This is a genomic window from Bacillus thuringiensis (assembly GCF_001595725.1).
Classification (GTDB): Bacteria; Bacillota; Bacilli; order Bacillales; family Bacillaceae_G; genus Bacillus_A; species Bacillus_A thuringiensis_K.
Map to the genome: position 1 here is coordinate 754605 of NZ_CP014282.1, position 20049 is coordinate 774653.

Below are 20049 nucleotides of genomic sequence, written 5' to 3' on the forward strand. Positions count from 1 at the left end.
TTATAGACGGTAGCTTATTTATACTTGGAGTTTAACTGCAACTATTGTATTTTGCTGAATATAATACAGTACAGATAGGGGGCGGTTATATTATGAAAAGTGAATTTGCGTTTAAAGTTTTCTTAGTAACGACCTGTTTATTTATCGTGTATTTATATGCGTTTCTCGTCTTTTCTTTTTATGTTCCATATGTTGATTTAATATTGTTCTTCGGATTTATTTGGGCGTTTGTGAAAGCAAGGGAAGGAGAGAAGAGTATATATCGGCGCATTACCCTATGCGGGACGGCCGTTCTCGTTATTTTGTACTTTTTTATTATGCATGATTTTTGGAGAGGAATGTAAAAAAAGCATACGATTAATCGTATGCTTTTATATCTGTTAATGATGGAAGAGAGGCAATTGCACCGTAATTTGTACATGTGATAGCGCCTACTTTATTTGCAAAGGAGATAAACGCTGTTAAGTCTTTGAAATGATACGAAAGTGTATGTTCACTTTGGGCAATCTGATATAACATTGCTCCAACGAAAGCATCACCAGCACCAGTTGTATCGACTTGTTGAATGGAAATAGAAGAGACAATGGTTTGACCTTCATTTGTCGCAAGAAGGGTACCGTCTTTTCCAAGTGTAATAGCTACTACTTTTGCGCCATAATTTAATAATTTGAGTGCAGCTTGTTGTAAATCACTTTCTTTAGAGAGCATAGTAGCTTCCTCTTGACTTACTTTTACGAAGTGTGCATGTTTTATAAAGGTTAGACAATCTTGAGAGAATTGTTCTGTATTTGTAATGAGTGCACTTCGATAATTTGGATCAAAAGAAATAAAATGGCCGTTATCTTTCGCATATTGTAACAACTGGAAATACGTTTCTTTTAATGGGCTTGATAGTAAAGCTGTCGCTGAACCGAAATGTATTAAATCATTTGTTTGTATTTTTGATAAATCAATGCTATTGAATTGATATTCACCATCTGCACCACGCATAAAAGTAAAATCACGTTCGCCATCTTGATCGATGGATACGAATGCAAGTGTTGTTTGTTTATCTTTTATGAGCATGGATGTATCGACTTGCGCACGCTGTAAAGTTTGTTCAAGAAACTCACCAAATGGGTCGTTTCCTACTTGCGCCATAAATGTAGCGTGTCCACCTAATTTTGTAATCGCAGCAGCAACGTTAGCGGGTGCTCCACCAGCTTTTTTTTCGAAATCTGAACCGTTTACTAAAGAAACGTTAGTATTTCGGCACACAAAATCAATTAATAGTTCACCTATACAAAAGACATTTCTCATACAATCCCTCTTTTCAGCTTATATTGTGTGATGGTAAAGTTTAGTTTTGCATCTGAAAAGATTGCGATATGATGTTTCATGTCTTTTCGAGGAAAAACTCGGGACGTAAAGACTGTTGAACCATCGTATAAGAAAATTTCCACGATGCTTTTATCTACAAATATTTGTAGTTCTATCGTATCTTGAATATCGATTTTTTTACAGCGTTCAAATCCATATTCTCCGCCAAATTGATGGTAGAAGTTGCCCCTGTCTATAGAAATAGTACCTTGTTCCCGATTAAATGTAATGGGGAAACATTCCTCCTCATTGTGGAAGAGAGAAAGCCCAAAACGCTTTGCATCTTCTGTTTTAAGTGTAACAATTAATTCATAGGAGCCTTCATCATCAAGCGTTGATAATACATTTAATCCAGCTGTTATATCTCCTGAAATGTCTTTTTTTGTTGTTCGTAGTTTTGTTAATTCTGAAACTGGTTTTTGTTTTATGATGTTATCTTCTAATGTTAATTCACGTGGAAGTGTTAGGCAATGAGCCCACATATAATCATCAGAAGGATATGTGATTTCACTTGATCCTGCCCAAGCAAATAATAGGCGACGACTAGTAGAGTCTTCTAAAGTTTGAGGGGCATAAAAATCGAATCCTTTATCAGCTTCGTAATAGGAATCAATATGGAAATATAAATTTTTAATATCGAAATGACCTATAGCATAAACGACATTGTATACATTGTGAAAGTTTTCTCCGTCTTTTTCAATTCCTTGCGGTGAAAAGAGAAGTACATCTTTCCCTGATAATTGGAAGTAATCGGGGCATTCCCACATAAATCCAAATTCTTTTAAATTTGTTGTAATTTCGCCTTGGAAATGCCAATTGTATAGGTCTTGTGATTTGTATAGTAATAGAGTTCCTGTTGTATTTTCACGTTGGGCACCGAGTAACATATAGTACATATCATTATGTTTCCAGACTTTTGGATCACGTACATGTTTTGTATATCCGTCAGGAATTATATCAATAACAGGATTATTACTATATTTCGTCATCGTATATTGTGAATCCATTGTTGCCATACATTGTTTTGCATCACGGGAATCATCAGGATTTTTTATATTCCCTGTATAAAGTAAATGAAGAAGGCCATCTTTTACAATAGCACTACCAGAATATGCACCGTGTGATTCATAGCTTTCAGTAGGGATGATGGCTACAGGCATACGCTCCCAGTTAATAAGGTCTTTTGACTTCACATGTCCCCAATGCTTCATTCCATGAATGGGACCAAATGGATACCATTGATAAAAAACGTGATATTCATCATTGTAGTATGATACACCGTTAGGATCATTCATTAATCCAAATGGTGGATGGATATGATAAATTGGTTTCCATGAATCTTGGTTTGCAATTTCATATAAAGAATGTAATTCGTCTTTATTAGATTGCAGTATTGTTTTATATTTTGACATAGGTTTTCACCCCGTTATTATTTACTTTCTTTATATAAAATGAATGTGGCAACAAAAGCAGTGATAACTGCAATAGCGAAGCCAATTATATAGTGAATCATGTTCATCATGCCAAGAGGTGCAACAATTGTAAGCATCGGAATACCTGTTAAACCGTATGCGTTAGCTGCTACTTGCATCCAAACAACGTAAGCGCCTCCAATTGCGCCGCCAATAGCTGCTGCAATAAATGGTTTACCTAGTTTTAAATTGACACCAAAAATAGCTGGTTCTGTAATTCCTAAAAATGCTGAAGCTGCTGCCGGAATTGCAATTTCTTTCGTTTTTTTGTTTTTTGTTTTGAAATAGACAGCTAAAGTAGCGCCGCCCTGTGCAACGTTCGCCATTGACCAAATAGGGAGTAAGAAATTGACACCGATATCTTTATTTGCGAGTAAGCCTGCTTCAATAGCATGGAAGCTATGATGTAAGCCAGTAAGAACAATTGTTGAATATAGACCACCGAATATAAGACCAGCTACTGGTCCTGCAAATTGATAAATTGTATTTAAAAGGTACGTAATACCGTCACCGATTTTATATCCAATTGGTCCAATAATAATAAGTGATAAAAAGCCAGTTATAATAATTGTTAAGAATGGTGTAACTAATAAATCTAAAGAGTTCGGAACACGTTTTCGAAGTTCTTTTTCAATTGTACTCATAACGTATACGCATAATAAAATAGGTAAAACAGTACCTTGATAGCCAATCATATCAATATCCATGCCAAGGAAATGTAAAACAGTTGGTTTTGCATTTGAAAGAGTCCAAGGATTTGTTAAGCTTGGGTGAGTTAATATACCACCAACAACTGCCCCTAAGAAAATATTTCCACCAAATTCTTTAGCGGCACTTACTCCAATTAAAATAGGTAAAATAATGAAAGCTGCACTTGAGAACATATCAAGTAATTGGATAAGTGAGTGATCTCCAGGAACTAATTTAAACGCTTTCAACATTCCGAGTAGACCCATAAGTAAACCGCTTGCGACGATAGCTGGAATAATTGGAACGAAAATATTGGATAGTGTCTTTGCTAGGCGGGCGATAGGATTCATTTTTTTCTTAGGTATATCGTTTGATGTTGTAGAATCTAGTTCGGCTATTCCAATTAGTTTTGAGAATTCATCATATACTTTGTTTACTATGCCAGTTCCAAAAATAATTTGATATTGCTCGGTCGTTGCGAAAGCACCTTTTACTCCATCGATGTTTTCGATTTCTGCAGCGTTTATTTTCGTATCATCCTTTAATATAAGACGAAGGCGAGTCGCGCAATGTGTGGCACGAACAATGTTTTCCTTTCCACCAATGTTCTGTAATACTTGATTTGCAATTTGTTTCATATCCATAAAAATTCCCCCTTACTATAAATCTCTCTTGTGGAACCGGTTCCGCAATAAGTTAAAATAAAAAACAGGGAAATGATGTTGAAAATCCTGTTTTTAAAATGTGGAACCGGTTTTAATTTTATTATAGAGCGCCTTTATATTTTGTCAACGCTTTCTTGGATTTTTAATGTATAACGAGAGTGTAATATTTTTGGTATAGTTTTGTTTTCAACAAGCTGTGAAAGAGAAGTGGCAGCAAGCTTTCCAGCATACTCATAGTCAAACGCAATTGTCGTTAAGCTAGGGTGTACCATTTCTGAAATATCATATCCACCGAATCCTGTTACAGAAATATCACCTGGTACAGAAAGGGAGTGGGAGTGAATCACTTTCATTGCGCCAAGAGCGATGTTATCTGTAGCACATACGATAAGAGTTGGGCGATTATTATCTAAAATATGTTGTACTTGTTTCATGGCATCTTCTATGCGGAAAGTTGTTTCGTAATATGAAACGTTGCAAGCCGGTTCTAAATTTTCAATTGCTTTTTGAAAACCATTTTTTCGATTTATTCCAACAGAAATATCATCTTTTTCTATCCCTAAATAGGCAATATGTCGATGACCTTGTGATAACACGTATGCCCCTAACTCATAAGCTGCATCATAATCATCGTGAACGAGGCAATATTGATCTTTATATTCTTGCCCGACGAATAAAATAGGGATGTTTGAATTAGCCATAATTTTTTGATGTTCATTCGTTAATGTTTTTGTTAATAAAATAATGCCAGCTACTCTTTGTTTTATAAAGTTTTCCATAGCTTGTATTTCAGTTTCGGTTGTTTGATTTGCATTTGCTACAAGCATTTGATAGTTATTTTCCTGTAATGTTTTATCAATCCCGATAAGTGTTTTCATTGTAGCGAAGGAGTCTAATCGGGGGATGATGACACCAATTAAATTTGTTGTTTTTGCTTTTAAACTTTGAGCAAATGTATTGGGAGAGAAATTTGTTTCCTGAATAATACCTTCGATTTTAAGTTTTGTTTTATCACTTACATATCCGCCGTTTAAGTAACGAGAGACTGTGCTTTTTGCAACTCCAGCCAATTTGGCGATATCTGCAATTGTTTTAGCCATAGTATTTCACCTTCGTATTCATAAAAATGTTAACTTTATTATAGGGAGAATTAGAGATGACGTAAACAAGAAGAGGGAAAGAAAAAACCACCTCACGTATATGAGGTGGAATAATTGTTAATATCTAGGCTTAAATGTATGACAACAAGTCTCTACACTCGTTGCTACAGAACTTTCTAGCGTCTCGTTTGTTAAAACAGCAGCTGTATATGAATCATTTTCAGTTTGACCAGTTTCATCTGCATCAGGCTGAACGATGATTGCACTTGCTTGACAAAAGTTACCTTGTCCCCAAAAAGAACAGTTGGAAACAGAACATCTTACTTCTGGCATAAAACCCCCTCCTTATACATTAGTTTGGGATTTTACGCCCATTTCATGTGTAGAAGGAGTTTCCTTTTCTCGTTACTTTTTCGTTTGCTCAAGCCATTCTTTTAATTTGTCTTTCGGCTGTTCACCGCTAATACGGCTCACTTCTTTGCCATCTTTAAAATGAATGATTGTTGGTGTACCTTGAATTTTATATTCATCCCAAGGAGCATCTAATTTTTCAATATCCATAACTTTCATATCAACGTTCAAGTCTTTAGCCATTGGTACTACGACAGGAGATAATTTTTGACAATGAACGCAAGATGTTTGATAAAAGTATACTGTTTCTTCTTTTTTCTCTTTTAAGTTCTTTTGAAGATCTGAAAGAGAAATTTTATTTGTGTAGTAGTCAGAACCGTTTGTCTTACTTTCAGTAGGATTATCAATTTTTTGGCTAGTAGCATTTTTTTCTTCCATTTGTGTTACTGCAAAAATTGCCACGAACAAGGCGATAATAATACCACCAAATATAAGCATTTTTTTCATTCTTTCATCTCCTTATTTGTTTTTGATGACAATAAAGCTACAAACAGCGATTGTAATAAAGCCGATAAGTGCTAAAAACGGGATTGTCACAAAGCCGAACCAGTTTATGTATTCTCCCGTACATGGTACACGTCCACAAGCTGCCCCAGCAGATGAAAATGCTGCGACTTTTTGAATTGCATAGTGATATAAAGAAATACAAGCGCCAATAGTTGCGATTGGTAAAGAATAACTTGCGATGCGATAGTCTTTTTTTGCTACAGCAATACCAAGCCATAAAACGAATGGATACATAAAAATGCGTTGATACCAACAAAGGACACAAGGCTCAAATTTCATGATTTCGGAAAAGTACAGACTTCCTAGTGTAGCAATAAAAGAAGCTCCCCATGCGGTAAGTAAAGCATATTCTTGCTTTTTTTCTCGTCCCATATTTTATACCTCTCTTATAATAGTTACATACTAAATTATAGTATGAAGTGGTATAGAAAAGAAAGAAAAAATATGTTTATCAATAAAAGTTTTATAAGAGGAAACATTTATTAGTATTAATATTTTAAAAAAGCGCCATTCTCTGGAAGAGAATAGCGCTATATTTTACATTTGAATTTGTTCTACTTCTTCTACATGCGACTTTTGGGATGCGTGGTCAATATATTGAAATAGGAGCTGCAATTGTTTATCAACTTCTGGCAGTTCTTTACTGTATTGATAAGCGTGTAAAAAATGCTCAATACGCTTAGAAAATAATTGATCGTTCGTTTGAACCATGAGAACGAGTAATTTATCCCAATTACAGCAATACGTGTAATAGAGAGCTTTATCATAGTCGTTGTATGTTTGCACTGTGTACCCTCCTTACCGAGAGTTATATATAGTGTGTGATAAGTAAGGGGAAATACACTTGAAAGAATTTGTTAAGAAAAAAAGTGAATGAAAAGAAAAAACGAGGAGTTTCCTCGTTTTTTAAGCTTTTGGCATTGGCGTAGGTGTTGGTTTGCCATAACCTTCTTTGTATTTATTATCGATATAGTTACGAATTTCAAGCGTTGATTTTCCTTTTTGTTTCATGGAAGCAGATTCAACTGCGATTTCTAGGCAATTGACGCAAGTCGTTGCGTGGGAATCCCAAACAACTTCACCATTCTTTTTAATTTCACGAATAAAGCAGTTTTTATTATTTTTATGTCCTACACTTTCACCGCAACCACAATAGCATGGAATCCAATCTAATAGCTCTGCATTTTGTCCAGCGACGGTGTAGATATCTTTCATTTGTGGATCAAGCTTATCTAGGAAGGCCGGAAGTGTGTCGACTCCTTTTGTTTTCTCTTGAATGTCAGCTTGCTGAGTGTGCGATGCATGGTCATGTTCTTCTTTTTTTGATTCAGAAGATTTTTGGTCATTTGTACCAGTACTTCCGCATCCAGCAAGAATTACACTTAGTACTGCAAGTAAAGAAAATACATACTTTTTCATTCGCTTGTCCCCTTTACAAATGTATTAATCAAATTGTATCAGAGATTACGGTGTATCAGTTGAAGATTTTTTTGACTGATTTTTGAAGCGCCATCTTAGCGAATGAAATAGAAATAAAATTGGGATATAAGCGTATACAATATATAAACCAGCTTGAGATAGTATGGTATTTAATGTGTTGATACTTTCACGGTTTGTGAAAAGCAGAGAAGCTGAAAATATGATGAAAATAAAAAACGGTAATGTAAATTTAAATGAAATATGAAAGGAGCGCTTCATCGTTTGACATGATGACCAAATAGTTAAGCAAAGGTTTGGTAAAATAATTAAAAACCAAACGAAAATAATAATATATTCAAAACGCTGAATAAAAGGAACTTTAATTATTTTTAACATCGTTAAAGTAGGCCAAATAGTACGGTTTAATTGTCCCTCGCTATAATACATAAAAGATACGATAGCTAAAATTACATAAATTAAGGTGCTAAAAGCAATTCCAGCATGGGCCCATCTTTTTAAGGATTTTCCTTTTTTAATAAATGGATAGAAGATTAAGATTGTCTCGAAACCAAGAAACTCTAACGCAGAGTGTTTTGCTGATATAAGCATGTCAAAAGGTGAATGTGTAAAAATAGGTAAAATATTGCGGAAATGTGCATATTTCATTGGATAAATTAAAAAGAATACAACGAAAATAGGTAGAACGACTCCCCAAAAACATATTCCGGTTACAGAGCGAAATCCACCCTTTATAATATAGCAAGTCACTAATAAAAACATAAAGGTTAGTTTCCATAACTTAATGGTAGGGAAAATCCAAACTTGTATTACTTCCATATATGTACGAAGAACAGTAAGGCAAAATAATAAGCAATAAAGAGTGAAAATTACAGAAAATATAGAGCCAATCCATTTTCCAAAGGTGGTTGTATGAATGCTAATTAAATCTCCGTCTTTTTCAAGCATTTTTAACATACAAAACAGTACAATATGAGTTGCAATCCCCGCAATAATAAGAGAAATCCAAGCATCATAACCTGCATTTTTCAAAATTACACGTTGATAGCCGAGAATTCCTATGCCGATTTGGAGAGAATGCAATAAAATAAATGCAAAATATGGAGAGACAGTTTTTGTCTTATTCATTGTATTCATTGCTCATTTCACCTCACTATTCCCCGATTCCAGATTGTACAATATTAAGATCTAAATTTATATCCACCGCTACGTTTTTATACATATTTCGAATTTGTTTTATATTCCATTTTCTCGTATGGCTTCTAATTTCATCTCGTATTCCTAAAGGGTCAATTTCCTTTTCTTGAAATTGTTTTATTAAATCTTCACAGTCTTTTTCAACATTTTGTTCAATTTGTTTTTTTATATAATTGATATTTGTTTTTTTTCTTAGATCAATCCAATTAGGAGAGTTTTTAATTAATCCATTTAATTTTAAATGAATTTTTACTTTTGGTATGTCGCCAGTTTGATCTATATCATACTTATTTTCTCCAGCTAAGTTTTGTATAACAACCATACCTTTATGCTTATCCTTTTTTATTACTGCTTCGTAACGTCCATTTTTCGTAGGATTAATAAGTAATTTTGCTAAAACAGAATGTCTTTTATCTGTATACATGACTACTTTATCGCCTTTTAAAAAGGCAAGTCCTTTGACAGCGATAGAATGATTATCGTCCATTTTAATATAAGGAACATAGGCATCACATACAGAAGAGTAATAATTATATAAAAAAATGTTTAATGTGGTTTGTGGGATGTTCTCATTTCTTATATTTTGCTCGAGTAAATCAGCGATATATAAAGACCCATTTTTTTTTCCGTAATTTAAAAGCTCTTCAGCCGATCCATCTACAATTGCTAGTTGTACATCACGCCCGATATTTGGGTCACGTTGTAAGTTAGTAATAATCTCTCCCATTCCGCGTTCTCCTAGAGCCTTTCCAAATAGGACAACACGCATTTGACCTACAACAACATTGTGAGGAGATTTCGCATTCAATCGTGAAGCAATTGTTTCAAGTGAACGGGCAGATGTTGTTTGAGTCTCTGGCTTAGACTTTACACCATGTGTGTACTCTGGGAATAGAATAGTTCCTTGGAATCTTTTGTTTTTTGTGATATCAAATCCAGCAATATGAATAATACGCTGTGCATCTACTATATACGTTTGTGTACAGCCAGTTTGTAAAACGAAGAAGATAATGATAAGGTGCAATAAAATTTTCTTCATTCATTCTCACCATCATGTTTTTGCTTCGATTTGTTTGGATTATAGCGCCATTTTGATTTTGGTCTCAGAAAAGAAGGTCTTTGAGCCGTTTGGCTAAATGGTAATCGAAGAAAACCTTCTGCTGTACCTAAACCACGAAATGGATATAAAGGTAATAAATAAGGTGATCCAAGTGATCTTAATTTAATTAAATGAGCTAAAATAAATACAAATCCGACAATAAGGCCTAATCCTCCAAATGCACCGGCTAAAAGAATAAGCGGAAAGCGTAATAAACGGATAGTAGAAGACATCTTTACAGTCGGTGTTGTGAAAGATGCAAGTGCGGATAAAGCAACTGCAATTAATAAAATTGTACTTGTTAAAGCTGCTTCAACAGATGCTTGTCCAATTACAATCCCTCCAACAATCCCAATCGTTTGTCCGACTTTCGTTGGTAAACGTGCTCCTGCTTCACGAAGCAATTCAATTGTAATTTCTAAAAAGAGTGCTTCTAGAATAGGAGGGAAAGGTACGTTAGCTCTCGAGAAAATAATAGGACCTAGTAAATCAGCAGGAATCATTTGATAATGATATGTTAAAGCCGCTGTATAAATAGCGGAGGAAAAAAGAGAAAATATAGCTCCGAAAAAACGAATAACACGAAAAAAAGATCCAATCATCCACGGTAAATAATAATCTTCTGGTGAAATGAAAAAATCCAGTAACGTTGTTGGTCCTGATAAAGCATATGGAGAGCCATCTGTTAAAATTAAAACTTCTCCGTTAATTAATGCAAATACAGCTCGATCTAATCGTTCTGTAGGTAATAGAACGGGAAAAGGTGAATTGCTATTATCACTAATAAATTGCTCAATCATAGTTGCATCAAATGGGACATCAAAATCAATGTCTTCTAGCCGTTGTATTGCGGTGTTGATAAATTGTTCATTTGTAATTCCTTCTATATAAGCAACTGCTACTTTCGTTTTTGATATAGATCCGACGGTAACTTCTTTAAAAATGAGTTGCTCCGTTACGATATTTCGGCGCAATAAGTGGATATTTGTATCAAGGTTTTCAACGAAACCGATTTTAGGCCCGATTACACTATACTCATTTTCTGTATCGTTATATAATCGTTTTCCTAAAACAGTACTTTCGGCACGAATTAAAGCATATTGATCAGGATTCGCATTGTTTTTTAAGCGTATTAAAATATATCCACCTAATAATTTTTCACGAATATCATCAATAGAAGGGGAGGTAATAATGTCTTCAATAGAGATGATATTACATAAATCAGAGATGTTTTGGATTTGTTCCGATTCCTTTTTTAGAGGAGTTAAAATAAATTGTTTAATAATAAGTGCTTCCACGACAGATTTATAATAAAACAAGCACAACGTTTCATCTTTAAGTATGTTATAAGAGACAAAATCGCTTGATTCTTTCATGGTTTGTATAAATTCTGGAATAGAACAAAGTGTTTTCGTATTAGTCTTTTTTGATTTCTTAGATGATAAACCGAACATTTTCTCACCCCTAACTTACATCATTTACTTGTGTTAGTTTTTGGGAAATCCGGGAATTTATACTTGAAAATTGAAAGTTCATACGAAAAAGGAAGAGCATTGAATCCCTCTTCCTTTTTGGGGTGTTAATTTGCTTTCTTTTCTTTAATAGACTGCACTAACTTCATCATTTCCGCTCGTATATCTTCTCTTTTTACATTTAATTTTTCGGCAATTTGTTTCATGTCCATTCCATCTTTTTTCATCTTTAGTACATCATCAAGTGGGGTATTGCTTTTTTGAGAGATGATTGTTAACACAGTAAGATGACGCAATTTTATGTTATATTCATTCATTTTTTGCTTTAGCTGATCAGGTGTGGATTTTTGCATAGTTGCTAACTGTTGTAGCAGCGCTTGCTTTGTTTCTTTATTTATATGATGCTTTTTCAGCTTACTTGGAGCTACACCGAAATGCTCGGCTGTTTTCTCCCAAGATTTATTTTGCTTATAGTAAGCTAAAACATCTTTAATTTCTTTTTTACTCATTCTTGCAATGTGAGCAGCTTTCCAAATTTCATGTTTGTTATAGCCGAGTTTTTTTAGCGATTGCATTTCTTCTTCTGAAATTGGGTTATGGTGATGCATTGTTACTTCTTTTGGCGTGGCAGCGGAAGCGGGGAAGGTAGATATCCCGCATAATAATGCTGTCATAGTCATACAAACAGCGATTTTTTTGTACATGTAAACTCCTCCTAGATGGATAATGTAGAAAACTGTACACATATCATTTCCATAAAATGTGAAATACTTGTGAACAAGTTAAGTTTTTTTATTCACAGTATGGAATGACGTTTTTTAGAAGTTTTCCAACATAAAACATTGATTAATAGTAAAAAACTAAGGTATAATCGAAATTGAAAATCAATATCAATAATAAACGTATACATATAGATAAAAATAAGGGAGAGAAAAATATGACTACATATACTTCCATCGCAAATGTGATTAAAGAAAGACGCTCTGTTCGTACATTTACAGACAAAGCAGTAGAAAAAGATTTATTAATTGAACTATTAAACGATGCAACATGGGCACCTAATCATAAGCACCGTGAACCATGGAATTGTAAACTATACATCGGAGAAGGCCGCAAGAAATTAGTAGATGCAGTATTAAACTCTTTCACAGAAGAAGAAAGAGCGAAACGCGGTAAAATTTTATCAGATCGTTTCTTAAGCACGCCTGCACAAATCGTTGTATATATAAATGAAGATCCACGTCAAATTCAGCGTGACGAAGATTACGCTGCAACATGTGCATTTATGCAAAACTTCCAACTTCTTGCTTGGGAACGCGGATTAGGTTGCGTTTGGAAATCAGGCGGATTAAACTACAATCCATTATTTATAGAAGGAATCGGTTTAACAAGAGGCCAACGTATCGTTGGAATTCTTCATATCGGTTATTTTGATAAAGCGCCTGAAGGAAAAGCGCGTACTCCGATTACGGAGAAGATGGAGATTATTGAAGGTTAATAGATGAGACATTCTCGTTTTTGCGGGGGTGTCTTTTTATTATGCAATCAATCCTCATGAAAGCTTGTTCTCCATCATACACTTTCTTAAGGGAAAGTGTAAGGAGGGAAAATAATGAGAGCAAGTGACGATAAAGCACTGCAATATGCGATTGCGGAAATTACGGAAATTGCGACTGGATTTGGGCTTGATTTTTATCCGATGCGTTATGAAATATGTCCAGCGGAAATTATTTATACATTTGGTGCATATGGGATGCCAACAAGGTTTTCACATTGGAGTTTTGGAAAACAATTTTTCAGAATGAAATTACAATACGATTTAGGACTTAGTAAAATATACGAACTCGTTATTAACTCTGATCCATGTTACGCCTTTTTATTAGATACGAACTCGTTAATTCAAAACAAATTAATTGTAGCGCACGTTTTAGCACACTGTGATTTCTTCAAAAATAATATTCGTTTTTCAAATACGAAGCGGGATATGGTAGAAAGTATGTCGGCGACAGCTGAACGGGTGAAAGCATATGAGCATAAGTACGGAAAAGAAGAGGTAGAAACATTTTTAGATGCCGTACTTGCCATTCAAGAGCATATTGATCCCTCGCTTATGCGTCCGAAACTCACATGGAGTATCGATGATTTAGAAGAGGAAGAAATAGAAAAGAAAAAGGTGTCGCAATACGATGACTTATGGAATTTAGATAATCGTAATAAAAAACAGGAACGTTCCAATGTGCGTAAAAAGAAGAAAATCCCACCAAAGCCAGAGAAAGATTTACTTCTCTTTATTGAAGAATATAGCCGTGAGTTAGAAGATTGGCAGCGAGACATATTAACGATGATGCGTGAAGAAATGTTATATTTCTGGCCGCAGCTTGAAACAAAGATCATGAACGAAGGATGGGCGTCCTTCTGGCATCAACGCATACTTCGCGAAATGGACTTAACATCTGATGAAGCCATCGAATTTGCGAAATTAAATGCAGGTGTTGTACAGCCATCAAAAACGAGCATTAATCCATACTACCTCGGTATTAAAATGTTTGAAGATATTGAAGAACGCTACAACAACCCGACAGAAGAAATGAAACGAAGAGGCGTCAAACCAGGATCTGGTCGTGACAAAATCTTTGAAGTGCGCGAAATCGAATGGGACGTATCGTTCTTAAGAAACTACTTAAATAAAGATCTTGTAATGAGAGAAGATATGTACTTATTCCAGCGCCAAGGAAAAGAATATAAAGTAATAGATAAAGAGTGGGAACATGTACGTGATCAGCTCGTAAATATGCGTACAAATGGCGGCTTCCCGTACTTAGTAGTAGAAGATGGAGACTACTTAAAGAACGGGGAATTATACATTAAACATAGTTACGAAGGAATCGAGCTTGATTTAAAATACTTAGAAAAGGTATTACCATACCTTCATCAGCTGTGGGGAAGAACAGTGCATATGGAGTCGATTGTGGAGAGTAAGGGCGTTGTGTTTTCTTATGATGGGAAGATGGTGCATCGGAAGTATGTGTGATGGAAAGAACGGACATAGAATGCTATGTCTGTTCTTTTTTTATTTGGAACAAGGTAAAATATGCTATTCTTGAAAAAAGGGAGTTACATAGAGAAATGGAGCGATTCAAATGAGCAAAATAGGGGTATGCAAGGTAGATATTACGCCACCTGTCGGTATTGATTTTGTCGGATATCATAGAGAGACAGGGATAAATAATATTGAAGAGCGTATTTATGGGACAGTTTTTGTATTTGAAAAAGATGAAATGAAAACTGTGTTTATAAGTATTGATAATATCGGGATGTTAGTAGAAGATACGAATATGATTCGTGAGCGAGTAGCAAGTAGGCTTCACGTACCATTTGAGCGAATAACAGTTGTTTATACACATACACATTCCGGTCCAGAGACAGTCGGTGATGATCGGCTAGTGCAGTCGTATAAAATGATTTTAGTAAATAATGTAGTGCACGGTGCGGTTACTGCGAATAACAACTTGAAGCGATGTGAAGTTGGCTGGGGTGTTACGAAAGGTGATATTGGGATAAATCGAAGAGAGAGAACATCTGATGGAAGAGCAAGGATGGGAACAAATATAGAGGGCGTTGTAGATAAAAGAATTGGGATGTTAGCAATAAGAAATGCTGAAACGAAGGAGCTATCTGGTATTGTAGTATTTTGTACTGCGCATCCGAATGTTTTAAAAGGTGATAGCGATGTATTATCAGCGGATTATCCTGGAATGACGAGGGAGGTTCTTGAGAGGATCGTAAACTGTCCTGTTATTATTGTGCAAGGAGCTGCTGGTAATGTAAATGCGAAATATCGCGGTTCAAGGGAAGCATTAAAGAAAATGGCTTACACACTTAGTGGGCATGTATTAACGATGTTGCCAACAGTTACATACAGCCCAATTGTAAATTTAAGAACAGTTTCGAGTACGATGCAAATGAAGTTGAAAGATATTCCTGGAATAAATGAGATACGAAGCATGGCTCAATTAGCAGAGAAACAGTGGGGCGTGAATACGGATGAATGGCTTACTATCGTTTTAGAAAAATATAAGCAAGGTATTCGGCAGTTGCGTATTGATTTAGAAGTTCAACTGTTTCAAGTTAATGATGGCATGTTTTTGGGTATACCGATGGAACCTTTTTCAGAAACTGCTTTAGAAATGAAAGAACGTCTTCAAAATGAAATAGCTTTTTTGGGTGGATATACGAATGGATATATTGGTTATTTACCGACAAAGGAAGAGCATGCATATGGTGGGTATGAGGTGGAATTAAACCCTATGGTATATGGGCCTGTTACGAATTTATTGATGCCACCGGAGGAAAATACAGCAGATGTAATTGTACAGAAAGTTATAGAACTATACGAAAAGGAACTTGGAAATATCTAAGTTCTTTTTGTTTCGAATTTGTGAACAAAAGACCCAGTAAACATGGTGGGGTATGCTGCAAGTAATATAGTAGATGGTTTTGTGGACACAGTGCAATGGCATGAAATAGATCACATTGTTGAAAATGGTGGGTACCTTATTGATGTTCGAGAGCCTAATGAACTAAAACAGGGAATGATTAAAGGCACTATTAATATTCCATTAGATGAATTACGTGATCGATTGGATGAAGTGCCAATGGACAAAGAAATATATATCACTTGTCAACTTGGTATGAGAGGGTATGTTGCAGCGCGTATGTTAATGGAAAAAGGATATAAGGTAAAGAATGTAGATGGTGGTTTTAAATTGTATGGGACAGTATTGCCAGAACGTGTTGTATATTGATATTTTTCATTTTCTACTTCAAGATTTAGTGGAAGATGAAAACCTATAGATTAAGGTTTTACTTTTTGTTTTGTGAACATATAAGGTGAAAATTAAAAATAGGGTTTACAAAATACCCTATAGGGTATAATATATTGTCATAGGTTATAAATAGTGACATAATGGTAATGAGGTGATTATACAATGGAATATAATCAAGACATGAAAAATAGATTAAAACGTATTGAAGGGCAAGTTCGCGGTGTGCTTCGTATGATGGAAGAAGGAAAAGATTGCCGAGAGGTTATTACACAGTTAACGGCATCTCGTTCTGCACTTGATCGTACAATTGGACTTGTTGTTGGGACAAATTTAGAGCAATGTTTGCGTGAGCAGTTTGAAAGCGGTAATGGTTCAAATGAAGAATTAATTAAAGAAGCTGTTCAATTACTTGTAAAAAGCCGATAATCTGTCAAACATAATTGTTGACAGATTTTCAAAAACACTTCCATATACCCGTACAGGTATATGTATATAAATTATGGAGGAATCGACTATGAGTATAAAAGTGGATATGAATCTAGATTGTAAAGGTTTGGCTTGTCCGATGCCGATTGTAAAGACGAAGAAGGCGATGGAAGGATTGACGTCAGGGCAAGTGATTGAGGTTCAGGCAACAGATAAAGGGTCTATTGTGGATATACAAAGTTGGGCGAGTAAAGTAGGTCATCAATATATCGGGACGAAACATGAAGGTGATGTATTGATGCATTACGTTAGAAAAGCAAATGAGCATGAAATGAATGAAATAGTGAAATATCCTCATACAATTACGAATTCGGAAGTGGAAGAGATAGTATTAAGTGGTCAAGAGTGTATTGTAGTAGATGTTCGTGAAGCGGCGGAATTCGCTTTTGGTCATATTCCATCGGCTGTTTCCATACCGTTAGGAGAATTAGACAGTGCAGTGTTAGATCAAACGAAGCAAATTTATGTTGTTTGCCGAACTGGCAACCGTAGTGATGTAGCTTGCCACATGTTGAAAGAGAAAGGTTATGCAAATGTGAAAAATGTCATTCCAGGCATGTTAGAGTGGCAAGGGAATGTGGAAAAATAAAGTGAAACTTTAATCAGTGGGGTCTTACTGCCCATTAAAGCGGGATAAAATTTTTTAAACAAAAACATACCTATGGGGGTAATTAGATGAGTGTTAAAGCATTACAAGCAAAAGATGTTGCAGAGAAAGTTTTATTCGGGGAGTTGTTTATTTTAGATGTTCGTAATGAGACGGATTATGAAGATTGGAAAATTGAAGGAAAAGAAGTTACTTCAATAAATGTACCGTACTTTGATTTATTAGAGGGGGTAGATCATATTATCGGTGAACTACCTAAAGATAAAGATGTTTTAGTAGTATGTGCAAAAGAAGGATCTTCTATATTTGTGGCAGAGCAATTAACAGAGGCTGGATTAGAAAATATTTATTATTTATCTGGTGGTATGAAGGCTTGGAGTGAATATGTAAAGCCTATAAAAGTGGGAGATTTAAAAGATGGCGGAATTATGTATCAGTTTAACCGTCTTGGAAAAGGTTGCTTATCATATATGGTTATTTCAAACGGTGAAGCAGCAGTTATTGATGCAGTAAGAACAGTTGAAGCATACGAAGAGTTTGCGAAAGAGCATGGCGTTACGATTACGAATGTAATGGATACACATTTACATGCAGACCATATTTCTGGCGGACGTAAGTTAGCGGAAAAAGTAGGTGGTACGTATTGGTTGCCGCCAAAAGATGCAGAGGAGGTTGTGTTCTCATATAAACCGCTTGTTGAAGGATCTGTTATTACGGTGGGGGGTACTAAAATTGAAATTGACGCATTATACTCACCGGGGCATACGATTGGGAGTACGTCATTTATTGTAGATGATTCCTATTTATTATCAGGTGATATTTTATTTGTAGATTCAATTGGACGTCCAGACCTTGCTGGGAAAGCTGAAGATTGGGTAAGTGATTTACGTACTACTTTGTATAGCCGATATAAAGAACTATCTCAAAACTTAGTTGTGTTACCGGCTCATTATTCAAAAATAAGTGAAATGGACGAGAGTGGTATTGTTAGTGCTAAATTAAAAGATTTATTTGCGTATAATGCAGGATTAAATATTGAGGATGAGGGAGAGTTTCGTAAAGTTGTAACGGAGAATTTACCACCTCAGCCAAATGCTTACGAAGAAATTCGTCAAACGAATATGGGTAAAATTCATCCGAGTGCAGAGGAAGAACGTGAAATGGAGATTGGTCCAAATCGTTGTGCAGTTCATGAATAATAAAATAAATAAAACATGGAGGAATAGATGATGAATGTAAAACAAGTATTAGATGCGAAAGGATTAGCATGTCCAATACCGATTGTAAGAACGAAGAAAGCGATGGATACTTTACAAACTGGAGAAGTGTTAGAAATACAGGTAACGGATAAAGGATCAGTGAAAGATATTCCAGCGTGGGCAAATAAAACTGGTCATGACATCGTAAAGCATGTAGAAGAAGCTGATGTGCTGAAGTTTTGGATTAAGAAGGCGTAGTGAAGCAATAGTTTTGTAAATATAGAGAGGTTGGTTATATGAACACAATATTAAGTACGCTTTTCATTGTACTTGCTGCATGGTTTGTTATTTCACGATTTTTACCAGTGAAAGGTGTTCAAAATATAAATGGCAAAGAATTGAAAAGTATAGTGGGAAAAAAGGGGAAGTATTTTATTGATGTCCGTACAGTAGGTGAATATAGAGGGAATCATACGGAAGGCTTTCAAAATATCCCCCTAAATGATCTAGCAAGCAAGGCGAATCAATTAGATAAGAATAAGGAAGTAATCGTTATTTGCCAAAGTGGAATGAGAAGTAAGCAAGCAGCAAAGATATTGAAAAAACTAGGGTTTCAGCAAGTAATAAACGTTTCAGGTGGTATGAATAGTTTGTGAGGAGGGACTTTAAAATGAAAGAAATGACTACAAAAGAATTAGAAGAAAAATTGTTGCGTAAAGAAGTGGTAAATATTGTGGACGTACGTGAAGTAGAAGAAGTAGCTGAAGGGAAAATTCCAGAAGCATGTAATATTCCACTAGGACTATTAGAGTTTCGTATGCATGAATTAAATAAAAATCAGGAATATATTATCGTTTGTCGTTCAGGCGGGAGAAGTGCAAGAGCTGTTCAATTTTTAGAAAGTTACGGTTTTCGAGTAATCAATATGGTAGGCGGTATGTTAGCTTGGGAAGGAAAAGTAGAATAGGGAGAAACAATTTTTTATAAATAAAAAAATACCCCTATAGGTAATTGGAGGGAGAACAATATGGAACAACAGAAGAAAACGACAATCGTGTTATTTAGCGGAGATTACGATAAAGCAATGGCTGCTTATATTATTGCAAATGGTGCAGCGGCGTATGATCAAGAGGTAACTATTTTTCATACTTTCTGGGGATTAAATGCTTTAAGGAAAGATGAACATGTGAATGTAAAGAAAACATTTATAGAAAAAGTATTTGGAAAAATGATGCCACGCGGTGCTGATAAGATGGGGTTATCTAAAATGAATTTTGCTGGTATGGGACCAAAGATGATTAAAGGCATTATGAAAAAACATAATGCAATGCCTTTGCCAGATTTAATTGATTTGGCAAAGGAACAGGGGATTAAACTTGTAGCTTGTCAAATGACAGTAGATTTATTAGGGTTAAAAGAGGAAGAGATTATGGAAGGGGTAGAGTTTGCAGGTGTAGGGGCATATTTAGCAGATGCTTCGGATGGGAATGTGAACTTATTCATTTAAATCACCTTCTTTTTA

General features: G+C 35.2%; 24 protein-coding genes and 1 pseudogene. 12 read left to right on the top strand and 13 right to left on the bottom strand.

The genetic code is table 11. The features are described from left to right. Positions 1-92: 92 nt before the first annotated feature. On the top strand, positions 93-344 hold the full coding sequence (locus AXW78_RS03820) for a hypothetical protein (RefSeq protein ID WP_000834195.1): 252 nt from the start codon (positions 93-95) through the stop codon (positions 342-344). 13 nt (positions 345-357) lie between these two features. Here AXW78_RS03820 and AXW78_RS03825 read toward each other — a convergent pair whose 3' ends face one another. From AXW78_RS03825 to AXW78_RS03885, 13 genes are all read right to left on the bottom strand, one after another. After that, positions 358-1299, bottom strand: coding sequence for a carbohydrate kinase family protein (locus AXW78_RS03825; protein WP_061883794.1), 942 nt, complete (start codon positions 1297-1299; stop codon positions 358-360). After that, on the bottom strand, positions 1296-2771 hold the full coding sequence (gene scrB / locus AXW78_RS03830; RefSeq protein WP_000049746.1) for a beta-fructofuranosidase: 1476 nt from the start codon (positions 2769-2771) through the stop codon (positions 1296-1298). The genes AXW78_RS03825 and scrB overlap by 4 nt, the downstream gene beginning before the upstream one ends. A gap of 17 nt (positions 2772-2788) precedes the next feature. Continuing rightward, a complete protein-coding gene (locus AXW78_RS03835) occupies positions 2789-4165 on the bottom strand; it encodes a sucrose-specific PTS transporter subunit IIBC (RefSeq protein WP_000367316.1) in 1377 nt (458 codons plus the stop codon). A 134-nt stretch (positions 4166-4299) separates the two neighbouring features. Continuing rightward, positions 4300-5286, bottom strand: a complete 987-nt coding sequence (locus AXW78_RS03840) for a LacI family DNA-binding transcriptional regulator (protein ID WP_001140399.1) — start codon at positions 5284-5286, stop codon at positions 4300-4302. A gap of 117 nt (positions 5287-5403) precedes the next feature. Next, a complete protein-coding gene (locus tag AXW78_RS03845) occupies positions 5404-5619 on the bottom strand; it encodes a DUF1540 domain-containing protein (RefSeq protein WP_001115482.1) in 216 nt (71 codons plus the stop codon). Positions 5620-5691: 72 nt separating this feature from the next. Next, positions 5692-6144 (bottom strand): thioredoxin family protein, encoded by a 453-nt coding sequence (locus AXW78_RS03850; protein WP_000738451.1) that lies wholly within the window; start codon positions 6142-6144, stop codon positions 5692-5694. 12 nt (positions 6145-6156) lie between these two features. Beyond that, entirely contained in the window at positions 6157-6576 is a 420-nt protein-coding gene (locus AXW78_RS03855; protein ID WP_000532266.1) for a disulfide formation protein C, read from the bottom strand. A 165-nt stretch (positions 6577-6741) separates the two neighbouring features. Next, positions 6742-6990, bottom strand: a complete 249-nt coding sequence (locus AXW78_RS03860; RefSeq protein ID WP_001195459.1) for a YhdB family protein — start codon at positions 6988-6990, stop codon at positions 6742-6744. A 120-nt stretch (positions 6991-7110) separates the two neighbouring features. Then, the gene (locus AXW78_RS03865; RefSeq protein ID WP_061883795.1) at positions 7111-7623 is read right to left on the bottom strand and encodes a PCYCGC domain-containing protein; all 513 of its coding nucleotides are present in this window, start codon (positions 7621-7623) and stop codon (positions 7111-7113) included. Between the two features lie 45 nt (positions 7624-7668). Beyond that, positions 7669-8778: a GerAB/ArcD/ProY family transporter gene (locus AXW78_RS03870; RefSeq protein ID WP_001095033.1), complete on the bottom strand. Its 1110-nt coding sequence runs from the start codon at positions 8776-8778 to the stop codon at positions 7669-7671. A 16-nt stretch (positions 8779-8794) separates the two neighbouring features. Then, the gene (locus AXW78_RS03875; protein ID WP_000722250.1) at positions 8795-9877 is read right to left on the bottom strand and encodes a Ger(x)C family spore germination protein; all 1083 of its coding nucleotides are present in this window, start codon (positions 9875-9877) and stop codon (positions 8795-8797) included. Further along, positions 9874-11391, bottom strand: coding sequence for a spore germination protein (locus AXW78_RS03880; protein ID WP_061883796.1), 1518 nt, complete (start codon positions 11389-11391; stop codon positions 9874-9876). The genes AXW78_RS03875 and AXW78_RS03880 overlap by 4 nt, the downstream gene beginning before the upstream one ends. A 125-nt stretch (positions 11392-11516) precedes the next feature. Beyond that, complete coding sequence (locus tag AXW78_RS03885; protein ID WP_000276971.1) at positions 11517-12113, bottom strand: hypothetical protein; 597 nt, start codon at positions 12111-12113, stop codon at positions 11517-11519. Positions 12114-12346: 233 nt separating this feature from the next. Between AXW78_RS03885 and AXW78_RS03890 the strand changes: the two genes are divergently transcribed. The 11 genes and pseudogenes from AXW78_RS03890 (at position 12347) to AXW78_RS03940 (ending at position 20034) form a co-directional block, all read left to right on the top strand. Then, positions 12347-12907, top strand: coding sequence for a nitroreductase family protein (locus AXW78_RS03890; RefSeq protein ID WP_000214819.1), 561 nt, complete (start codon positions 12347-12349; stop codon positions 12905-12907). A 114-nt stretch (positions 12908-13021) separates the two neighbouring features. Further along, positions 13022-14440: a stage V sporulation protein SpoVR gene (gene spoVR / locus AXW78_RS03895; protein ID WP_001202720.1), complete on the top strand. Its 1419-nt coding sequence runs from the start codon at positions 13022-13024 to the stop codon at positions 14438-14440. Between the two features lie 109 nt (positions 14441-14549). Beyond that, the gene (locus AXW78_RS03900; protein WP_061883797.1) at positions 14550-15827 is read left to right on the top strand and encodes a neutral/alkaline non-lysosomal ceramidase N-terminal domain-containing protein; all 1278 of its coding nucleotides are present in this window, start codon (positions 14550-14552) and stop codon (positions 15825-15827) included. 27 nt (positions 15828-15854) lie between these two features. Continuing rightward, positions 15855-16214: pseudogene (locus AXW78_RS03905) on the top strand (rhodanese-like domain-containing protein); the annotation flags it as partial. A 183-nt stretch (positions 16215-16397) separates the two neighbouring features. Then, entirely contained in the window at positions 16398-16661 is a 264-nt protein-coding gene (locus AXW78_RS03910; protein WP_000456206.1) for a metal-sensitive transcriptional regulator, read from the top strand. Positions 16662-16734: 73 nt separating this feature from the next. Beyond that, a complete protein-coding gene (locus tag AXW78_RS03915; protein ID WP_102947847.1) occupies positions 16735-17310 on the top strand; it encodes a sulfurtransferase TusA family protein in 576 nt (191 codons plus the stop codon). A gap of 86 nt (positions 17311-17396) precedes the next feature. Further along, a complete protein-coding gene (locus AXW78_RS03920; RefSeq protein WP_000111566.1) occupies positions 17397-18527 on the top strand; it encodes an MBL fold metallo-hydrolase in 1131 nt (376 codons plus the stop codon). A gap of 27 nt (positions 18528-18554) precedes the next feature. Beyond that, entirely contained in the window at positions 18555-18785 is a 231-nt protein-coding gene (locus tag AXW78_RS03925; RefSeq protein WP_002163852.1) for a sulfurtransferase TusA family protein, read from the top strand. A gap of 38 nt (positions 18786-18823) precedes the next feature. After that, on the top strand, positions 18824-19183 hold the full coding sequence (locus AXW78_RS03930; RefSeq protein ID WP_061883798.1) for a rhodanese-like domain-containing protein: 360 nt from the start codon (positions 18824-18826) through the stop codon (positions 19181-19183). A gap of 14 nt (positions 19184-19197) precedes the next feature. Then, on the top strand, positions 19198-19494 hold the full coding sequence (locus tag AXW78_RS03935; RefSeq protein ID WP_000661812.1) for a rhodanese-like domain-containing protein: 297 nt from the start codon (positions 19198-19200) through the stop codon (positions 19492-19494). Positions 19495-19554: 60 nt separating this feature from the next. Further along, positions 19555-20034: a DsrE/DsrF/DrsH-like family protein gene (locus AXW78_RS03940; protein ID WP_000437741.1), complete on the top strand. Its 480-nt coding sequence runs from the start codon at positions 19555-19557 to the stop codon at positions 20032-20034. Positions 20035-20049: the final 15 nt, after the last annotated feature.